Source organism: Actinomycetota bacterium, assembly GCA_030776725.1.
Lineage (GTDB): Bacteria > Actinomycetota > Nitriliruptoria > Nitriliruptorales > JAHWKO01 > JAHWKW01.
The window spans coordinates 1-7844 of record JALYHG010000180.1; the positions used below are offsets into that span (position 1 = coordinate 1).

Genomic DNA, 7844 nt, shown 5'->3' on the forward strand with positions numbered 1-7844 from the left:
GGTGGTTGACGGCGAGCGTCGGCTGGTCGAAGCTGGGAAGTGCGCGAAGACCCGCAGCCAACGAGACGGGAGCTGCCGTGACGGTGCCTGACTTCACGCTCACCGACCAGGCTGGACAACCCTGGACGCTGTCGGAGCACCGCGGGGAGATGGTGGTCATGGTGTTCTACCGTGGCGACTGGTGACCGTTCTGCAACGGGCAGCTCGCCGGTCTGGCTGAGCATCACGAGGATCTGACCGACGCTGGGGCTCGCGTGGTGGCGATCAGCGTGGATGAGCCGACCACCAACGCCGCGCTGGTGGACAAGCTCGACCTTCCTTTCCCGATCTTGAGCGACCCCGACGGGGAGGGCGCCATCCGACCCTACGAGGTGTGGCACGAGGACAAGGGGGTGGCTCGGCCAGCGGTCGTGGTGGTGGGTCCGGACGGCGAGGAGCTGCTCCGCCAGGTTGGTGGGGAGTTCTCGGACCGCTTGAGCGAACCGGAGCTGGTCGAGCGGGTTCGGGCTTTCGCCGAGGACCGCGACGTGCAGCCGGTCGACCAGCCACCTCCGGCGAGCGAGGAGCCTGATCCCAGCGAGGGCGCGTTCCCCGCCGATGCCATGACGCCGTACTTCAAGGGCGTGAAGTTCGCTGCGATCGCCCTCGGGATGCGCGCCCCGCAGGCCAAGGAACAGGCCGACGCCCTGCGGGCGGAGGCGGAGCGCTACCTCGACGCGACCCGCCACCGCGGGTAGCGCCCTGAACGGGGACCAGGCGAGTAGTCGGCGTTCCTGTCACCGTGACCGACAGGGCCCGCAGCCGCGTCTGCGGTCTCGGTGGCTGCGGGTGCGAGGTGTTGAACGCGGGTCAGAGGCTGGCGAGGAGGTGTCGCCAGCTTTCGCGCTCCGTCGCGGGTTCGACCAGCGGGGCGAGTCGGGCGCACGCCTGATGCAGCGACCGCTGCAGACCGCGGTCGGTCTCGACGCGGTGCAGGATCGCCGCGAGCTCGGCGGTGTCGCCGGGGGTGAAGTAGCCGGGGTAGTTGTCTCCGAGGATGCCCACCGACCCGGGGATCCGCGACGCGATGATCGGGACGCGGCAGGCCAGTGCTTCCGAGACGACGTTGGCGCCGCCCTCGGAGGTCGATGACAGCACCATGCACCGCGAGCGGGCCAGGATCTGAAGCGCGTGTCGGCGCGGTAGCTCGCCGAGCCATGTGTAGCGCGGGTTGGTCGCCATCTCTTGCTTGGCGGCGCGGGCCAGCTCCTCGTCGAGCACCCCCCCGGCGTGCACGACCCGCACCCGTGATCGGGCCGGCAGCAGCCGGGCGGCCCGCCCGGCGCGGAGCGGGTCCTTGACCTCGCGCAGGTGGGCGAGGACAGAGACCTCGAACAGGTCCGGAGACGGGCGGTTGGGGCCCGGCGGTGGGACGGCGGACTGCACGACGACGTGGGCGCGGGGTTGCAGCTGCGCCGACAGTTGTTGGATGGCGAGGGGCTGCAGGACGACGTAGCGGTCGGCGAGTTCCAGCGACCGGCGGGCCTCCGCGTCGCTGTGGATGTCGCGGTAGACGTCCGTGCCGGTCAGGGCCAGCACGATCGGTCGCTGTGGATGGTGCTCGTGGAAACGGACGATCGACGTCGCGCTGCGGCGGGCGTGAAGGGCCACCAGGACATCACAGGGCTCGTCATCGTACGACTCCCTCACCTGGACGTGGTGACCCAGATCGCGCAGCAACCCTGTCCACCGTTGCGCGGTGACCCGGTTGCCCCGCGTCGACTGTGGCGGCGCGGGAGTGACGACACAGATCCTGTGCACGGGCAGGGCATCCTCACGGCAGGTCACCGGTCTCGCGCCAGCAGTGTCGTCGCCGCAACCAGCGATCAGGTCGCCGGACCGCCGCACGAAGGGCCAGGTACGACCGCACCTTGTTCGATCTCGGAACCGCGTAACACCGTTGACGGGCCCGACGACCAGCAACGTCACGAGTGCGTGAGACTACCGACCATGGAAGGAAGGGGGCGCGCTCGCGGGTTGCCCTGAGACAACCAAGGAGCGCCAGCAGTGAGCCACCATCCGATCGGTGAGCACGCCTTCCTGTCGGATCTGCACTCGGCAGCGCTGGTCGACCGCGACGGCACGGTCGACTGGCTGTGCTTCCCCCGGTTCGACTCGGCCTCGGTGTTCGGCGCCTTCTCGACGACACGGCCGGGGAGTGGCGCCTCGGTCCGCAGCAGCAGGCCGACATCTCGCGCCGCTACCTCGACCGGTCGCTGGTGGTCGAGACGACGTTCGACACCGACGGCGGCACGGTGACGGTGACGGATGCGCTGGCGCTAGGGGAGGACCCTGGCGGGCATCTCCTGGGACGCGACGCCCCGCACAGCCTGATGAGGGTCGCCAGGTGCGTGACCGGTGAGGTGGAGATGCAGATGTCGTTCCGGCCGCGTCCCGAGTACGGACTCGCGGTGCCGCTGCTACGGCGGATCGAGACCGGCGTCGCCACGTGGGGCGGGCCCGATCGACTGACGTTGTCCACGCCAGTACCGGTGGAGACCGCCGACGGGGAGGCGACGGCGACCTGGTTGATGACTGCCGGCCAAGCGGCCTGTTTCACGGTGCAGTGGACGCGCTCGTGGGAGAACGACCCGGAGGTGTGGACCGCCGAGACGATCCGCCAGCACCTGCAGATGACGGTGGAGCGGTGGCAGGCATGGTCCCGGCAGCATCAGGCTTACGACGGTCCGTGGTCGGACCTGGTGCACCTGTCGGGACGGGTGCTGCAGGGGTTGACGTTCGAACCCACCGGGGCCGTGGTCGCCGCGGTGACCACGTCGCTGCCCGAGTCGGTCGGCGGGGAGCGCAACTGGGACTACCGCTACGCGTGGGTGCGTGATGCGAGCCTAACGATGAACGCGCTGTGGGTCGCGGCCTGCCCCGACGAGGCTGACGCGTTCCTGCGGTGGATGGTGGGCTCGGCCGCTGCTGATCTGCGTGACGGCGGGCAACTGCAGATCATGTACGGGGTCGGGGGCGAACACGACCTGACGGAACGCGAGCTCACCCACCTCCGGGGGTGGAGAGACAGTCGGCCGGTGCGGGTGGGCAACGCCGCTTGGCGTCAGCGTCAGTTCGACGTCTTCGGGGAGCTGCTTGACGCCACCCACAGGCTCCGAGAACAGATCGGCGACCTCGATCACCCCAGCCGGCGCTTCCTCACCGACTGCGCTGATGCCGCCGCGCAGCGGTGGTCAGAGCCCGACCAGGGGATCTGGGAGATCCGCTCCGCCCCGCAGCACTTCGTGTACTCGAAGCTGATGTGCTGGGTCGGCTTGGACCGGGCCATCGACCTTGCCGGGTCGCTGGACGCCGACGACAAGGTCGGGGGGTGGGAACGCGTCCGTGAGCAGATCCGTGACGCGATCCTGTCCGACGGGTGGAACGAGGAGGCGAGCGCGTTCACCCAGTCGTTCGGCTCGGATGTCTTGGACGCCTCCGCGTTGATGCTGGCGATCACAGGGTTCCTCCCGGCCGACGATCAGCGGATGCAGGCGACCATCACGGCGATCGAGGAGCGCCTCACCGACGAGCGTGGCCTGGTGTATCGCTACGAACAGGCAGCCGATGACGGCCAGGAGGGACGGGAGGGCACGTTCCTGCTGTGCACGTTCTGGTTGGCGCACTGCCACGCGCTCGCGGGAGACGTCGCCCGCGCCCGAGACGTCTTCGAGCGGGCGATCGCGCCCCGCAACGATCTCGGGCTGCTCGCAGAGCAGGTCGATCCGACGTCGGGGGAACTGCTCGGCAACTTCCCGCAGGCCTTCAGCCACGTTGGCCTCGTCAACGCCGCGTGGGCGATCACCCGCGCCGAGCGTGGGACACGCCCGTAGCCCGGCGTCGACGCGCCCGGTCACTGGCGGCGCGCATCCATGCCGGCTCGCACCAGCGCCGCCGCGAGTCCCGCCGCCAGCTCCGTGCGGTTGCGCATCCTGAGCCGAGACAGGATCCGGCTGAGGTAGTTGCGGACCGTGTGCGGCGAGATGTTGAGTCGGGCCGCGATCTCGCTGTTGGTCGCTCCGGATACGACCAGGAGTGCCACGTCGCGCTGTTGTGGGGTCAGCTCCGCGAACAGATCATCAGGATCGCGGCTGCCGTGGGTCTCCAGGATGTGCGTGGCCTGCTCGACCAGTTCCCTGTCCTCCACCCGTAGCGTCGCGACCAGCCGTTCCCGACGGACGATGCCCGCCGCGCCGACGAGCACCGCCTGGACGAAGGCTTCCTCCTCGCTGGTGGTGGCGACCACCAGGCATCGGATCCGCGGACGGGCGTCCAGCATCCGTCGACACAGGTCGATGGCCTCCTCCGAGGTCGCCATCCGTACGACCACCGCATCCGGGTCCGTGGACAGGATCTGCACGAGACCCTCGTGAGCGGGGGCCGCCGCTCCCGCGAGAGCGAGCCCCGTGGCTCGCTCAACCTCCCCGACGAGATCGTCGCGCTGTTGTTGATCGGCGTCGGCGATGAAAACACGGATGTCGGACATCAGCGTCCGCTCCCTCCATCGGACCGCGGCATCGACGGTCCGACCCTACGTCAGGCCGTCGCGCCTGTGACGGGTCGTCGGGGCGGTGCGGTACATCCGTCCCCCGACGTTCGGCATGCTGCGCGCCCCGATGCGCCGGCAGACTCCACAGCGAACGCAGAGGAGGCGGCGTGCAGCGAGACCAAGCCGAGTCCGACGTCTCCTCTCCAGGCTCGGGCGCTACCGTCCCCGCCGCGACGCAACTCGAAGAGTTGTACGCCGCGTGCTGCCTGTACGCCGGTGGCGATCGGGCCGGGGAGTCGCTGCTTCGAAGCGTCCTGCCGTCTCTCGTCGCGTGCCCTGCGGGCACGGAACCGACCACGTTGCACCGCCTGACCTACCAGGCGGCGGTCGATCTCGACCGGATGCTTCCCGACGAGCCGACGCCGGCTTCGAACCTGCACCGTGCGATGGCCAGGTTGGCACTGCCCGCTCGTGCCGCCGTGTACCTCGTCGATGCGGTTGGGATGCGCTACGCGCAGGTCGCCGTCGTGCTCGGCATCGATGCCGAGAACGTGTCCAACGTCGTGGCATCCGGCCGCCGGCAGCTGCGATCCCTTCTGTCCACCGGCTCCTCATGACGCGTGCCGCACCCGTCGACCAGTCGAGGGCACTTGGTCTGGCAGAGGCCACGACAACGAGCACCGAACACTCGTCACGCCAGCGCCCGCTGACGGGCGTCAAGCCGTCCGTGTCCGGTCCGCGACGAGTTCCTCGGACGTCGCCTTCGCCACCGTGACGTACACCGCTCCGAGAACGACGCCGAACATCAGGTGCCCGACGAGGCTCATCAGCGACGTCTCGTTGATCTGGAACGGGGGCATACCCATCCGCAGCGGCATGATCAGCAGTGGGCCGAGCACCCACCAGATCGCCCCGTAGACGACTCCGAGACCAAGCCCCGAACCCCAGCCCGAGACGCCGCGGGCGAGTGTGAGCCCGAAGCCCGCGCCGATGATCGCGGAGATGATCAGGTGGACGGTCCATCCCAGGCCGGCACCGTCGCCGCCGACGAGTCCGGCGATCATCCCGATCATGTCTTGCATGTGCATCATCGCGCCGAAGACGACGCCGGCGACGACGCCGGCGACGACGCTCGTTCCGATCCTCTGCGTGGCCATGTGGTGCATCCTCCCCTCTCGAGGTCCCGGCCGGACCCTCGAGAGGGGTAACCCGACGCGTCGCCACGTCATTCACTGTCGTGGCTCGTGCGACTTCCTGCGTTCGTCGATCGGCATCCGGGAACGGAAGGGGGGCGGCGGGGGGCCTTCGAGGGCCGGCGGCGGCGATGGTCGCGGCCCACCCACTGCGCGTCAGTTCTGAGCGTGCCAGCCGGCCAGGTCGGTCACTCGCAGCACGATCACCTGGTCGATCGCGTCCGGATCGCGGTACGCCTGGTACTTGGCGGCCAGGGCGGCGACCGCATCGGGCGTACGTTCCGGCGCGATCACCGACGCCCGGCAGTGTGCACGGACCCACCAGAGCGACGTCCAGTCGTCGCTGTAGTGATCGGCGAGCAGCACGCAGCGAGGATCAGCTTCGATGTTGCGGACCCGTTGCAGAGCGGCGTGGGCCTTCGCTTTGACGCGGTCGACTGGCGTGACGAGGTCCTCTCCTCGCTCGGCGAAGACGACCGGCACCGCGTCGACGCCACGCTGCTTATGGACTGTGCCCAGCACGGCCGACCTGGCCGAGTTGAGCAGATCCCAGCACTCCTGCTCGTTCATGGCGCTCGACTCGCCAGAAGCGAGATCAGCACAGCGACCTACCGCGGGACCTCTCCCTCCCCCAAGAAGTCCTTGAACTTCTGCTTGATCTGTTCGAGCATGTCGGTTGCGATGATGGATCCGTCGGGGTCGGCGGTGTCTCCGGTGGGGATGTCGAACTGCAGTTCCTCGGCGTACGGGGCATCGCGTCCCATCACGAACGCGGCGGCGGTGTCGCCGTAGAGGTCCCGCGCCTCCTCGATGGTGCGGCGACCTTCCATGATCTCGACCGCCAAGTTGAGCGTCAGCATGTTGAACGGCTCGTGGTCGCAACGAGAGCCGATCTGCCCAGCGGTTCGGTCAACGATCACGCTCCCGTCGAAGGTCACCACGTCGGTCGCTCGGCTCGGGTCGATCGGGTAGTCGATGTACTGGGTGAGGAAGTCCGTGTGCGGAGTTGGGAAGTTGTGCACCACCTCGTCGGCGCTGAGCTCCATCCGGGCCCACGGACCGGCGCGGTACCAGAACAGCTTCGTCGGCGTCGCCTCGTTCGGCGGCCCGTAGTGGTCGAGGAGCTTGTCGCCCACGGTCCTCGGCGCCTCCGGCCAGTCCTCGATGATCGCCCTGGCGTCAGCCATCAGGACCGACTGCTTGTGGCCCAACTCTGACGCCGAGGCTCCTTGCGCCTTCAGCCGTTGAGCACTGGCCTGCGTCTTCATGAGCGAAGACAGCCGTTCGCGTGTCCGCGTCCTGAGGTTGTCGTCCCCGGATCCCATGACGTTCTCCTCCGCCGAGATGTTCGCATCCACCTGCGCTCCCACCGGCCAGCGAACACCCGCGTGCAGGAACCCACAACCGAACCTAGATGTCACAACGTTCAACCGATCCGATCACGGATCCGTAGCGTGTCGGCACGCGGGAAGTTCACACCACCGTGTTGGTCGGTCGGGCTGCGACGGCGGCCGCGCAGGACATCCGTGAAGCGACGGCATCCGTCGGACCGGACCCGCCGGTCTGACCGGACACCGTTGTCAACGCCGGACGGCGCGTAGCCTGCGGTGTCATGCGCATCTACCTGGTTCACTGGAACGCTGACGAGGCCGAACAGCTGGCCGGCGACCTGCGGACGCAGGGCCACGACGTGGCCGTCGAGGCTGAGGATGGCGCCCGCGCCGCCCACCGGATCTTCGAAGACCCCCCCGACGCGGTCGTGATCTCGCTGCGGCGCCTGCCGTCGCACGGTCGTGACGTCGCCGTACACGTTCGAAGTCGCAGCGACGCCCCGATCATCTTCGTCGACGGCGACCCCGAGAAGGTCGACGCCACCGCCGACGCCGTCCCCGACGCCGTTCACGTCAGCTGGGACGAGTTGTCGTCACAGCTGCGCTGAGCTGCGCGATGGCCGGTCAGCCGCACGTCCGAAGCGAGCGACGGCGGGCGCAGCCGTGGGAAGCAGTCAGACCGCACTCGGTGTCGTCGAGGCCCGCCCTCAGCGTCGGGGGGCCCGCGCGAGCAGATCGGCGAGGAGCGTCGAGCCTTCGCCGAGGACCTCGGCCATGACCTCGCCGGTGTGC

8 protein-coding genes and 1 pseudogene are annotated in these 7844 nt (G+C 69.0%); 4 read left to right on the forward strand and 5 right to left on the reverse strand.

The window, feature by feature from the left end; genetic code table 11:
* Positions 1–83 precede the first annotated feature (83 nt).
* Positions 84–737, forward strand: coding sequence for a peroxiredoxin family protein (locus M3N57_08420; protein MDP9022705.1), 654 nt, complete (start codon positions 84–86; stop codon positions 735–737).
* Positions 738–849: 112 nt separating this feature from the next.
* On the opposite strand, the gene M3N57_08425 is transcribed toward M3N57_08420, so the two are convergent.
* Positions 850–1800, reverse strand: a complete 951-nt coding sequence (locus tag M3N57_08425) for a TIGR04348 family glycosyltransferase (GenBank protein MDP9022706.1) — start codon at positions 1798–1800, stop codon at positions 850–852.
* Between the two features lie 246 nt (positions 1801–2046).
* On the opposite strand from M3N57_08425, the pseudogene M3N57_08430 reads away from it, so the two are divergent.
* Positions 2047–3872 (forward strand): annotated as a pseudogene (locus M3N57_08430) (glycoside hydrolase family 15 protein).
* Positions 3873–3892: 20 nt separating this feature from the next.
* Here M3N57_08430 and M3N57_08435 read toward each other — a convergent pair.
* Positions 3893–4525: a response regulator transcription factor gene (locus M3N57_08435; protein MDP9022707.1), complete on the reverse strand. Its 633-nt coding sequence runs from the start codon at positions 4523–4525 to the stop codon at positions 3893–3895.
* A gap of 170 nt (positions 4526–4695) precedes the next feature.
* Between M3N57_08435 and M3N57_08440 the strand changes: the two genes are divergently transcribed.
* A complete protein-coding gene (locus M3N57_08440; GenBank protein ID MDP9022708.1) occupies positions 4696–5145 on the forward strand; it encodes a hypothetical protein in 450 nt (149 codons plus the stop codon).
* 99 nt (positions 5146–5244) lie between these two features.
* Here M3N57_08440 and M3N57_08445 read toward each other — a convergent pair whose 3' ends face one another.
* From M3N57_08445 to M3N57_08455, 3 genes are all read right to left on the reverse strand, one after another.
* Positions 5245–5685 carry a hypothetical protein gene (locus M3N57_08445; protein ID MDP9022709.1) on the reverse strand — a complete coding sequence of 147 codons (441 nt, stop codon included), beginning with the start codon at positions 5683–5685 and terminating at the stop codon, positions 5245–5247.
* 192 nt (positions 5686–5877) lie between these two features.
* Positions 5878–6291, reverse strand: a complete 414-nt coding sequence (locus tag M3N57_08450) for a pyridoxamine 5'-phosphate oxidase family protein (protein ID MDP9022710.1) — start codon at positions 6289–6291, stop codon at positions 5878–5880.
* A gap of 38 nt (positions 6292–6329) precedes the next feature.
* The gene (locus tag M3N57_08455) at positions 6330–7046 is read right to left on the reverse strand and encodes a hypothetical protein (GenBank protein MDP9022711.1); all 717 of its coding nucleotides are present in this window, start codon (positions 7044–7046) and stop codon (positions 6330–6332) included.
* Positions 7047–7333: 287 nt separating this feature from the next.
* Between M3N57_08455 and M3N57_08460 the strand changes: the two genes are divergently transcribed.
* On the forward strand, positions 7334–7660 hold the full coding sequence (locus tag M3N57_08460; protein ID MDP9022712.1) for a hypothetical protein: 327 nt from the start codon (positions 7334–7336) through the stop codon (positions 7658–7660).
* Positions 7661–7844 lie beyond the last annotated feature (184 nt).

What these genes read in the sequence shown, in the direction of transcription:
- M3N57_08450 (MDP9022710.1), bottom strand. Translation starts at nt 6,291, where the DNA reads ATGAACGAGCAGGAGTGCTGGGATCTGCTCAACTCGGCCAGGTCGGCC.
- M3N57_08435 (MDP9022707.1), bottom strand. Translation starts at nt 4,525, where the DNA reads ATGTCCGACATCCGTGTTTTCATCGCCGACGCCGATCAACAACAGCGC.
- M3N57_08455 (MDP9022711.1), bottom strand. Translation starts at nt 7,046, where the DNA reads ATGGGATCCGGGGACGACAACCTCAGGACGCGGACACGCGAACGGCTG.
- M3N57_08460 (MDP9022712.1), top strand. Translation starts at nt 7,334, where the DNA reads ATGCGCATCTACCTGGTTCACTGGAACGCTGACGAGGCCGAACAGCTG.
- M3N57_08445 (MDP9022709.1), bottom strand. Translation starts at nt 5,685, where the DNA reads ATGGCCACGCAGAGGATCGGAACGAGCGTCGTCGCCGGCGTCGTCGCC.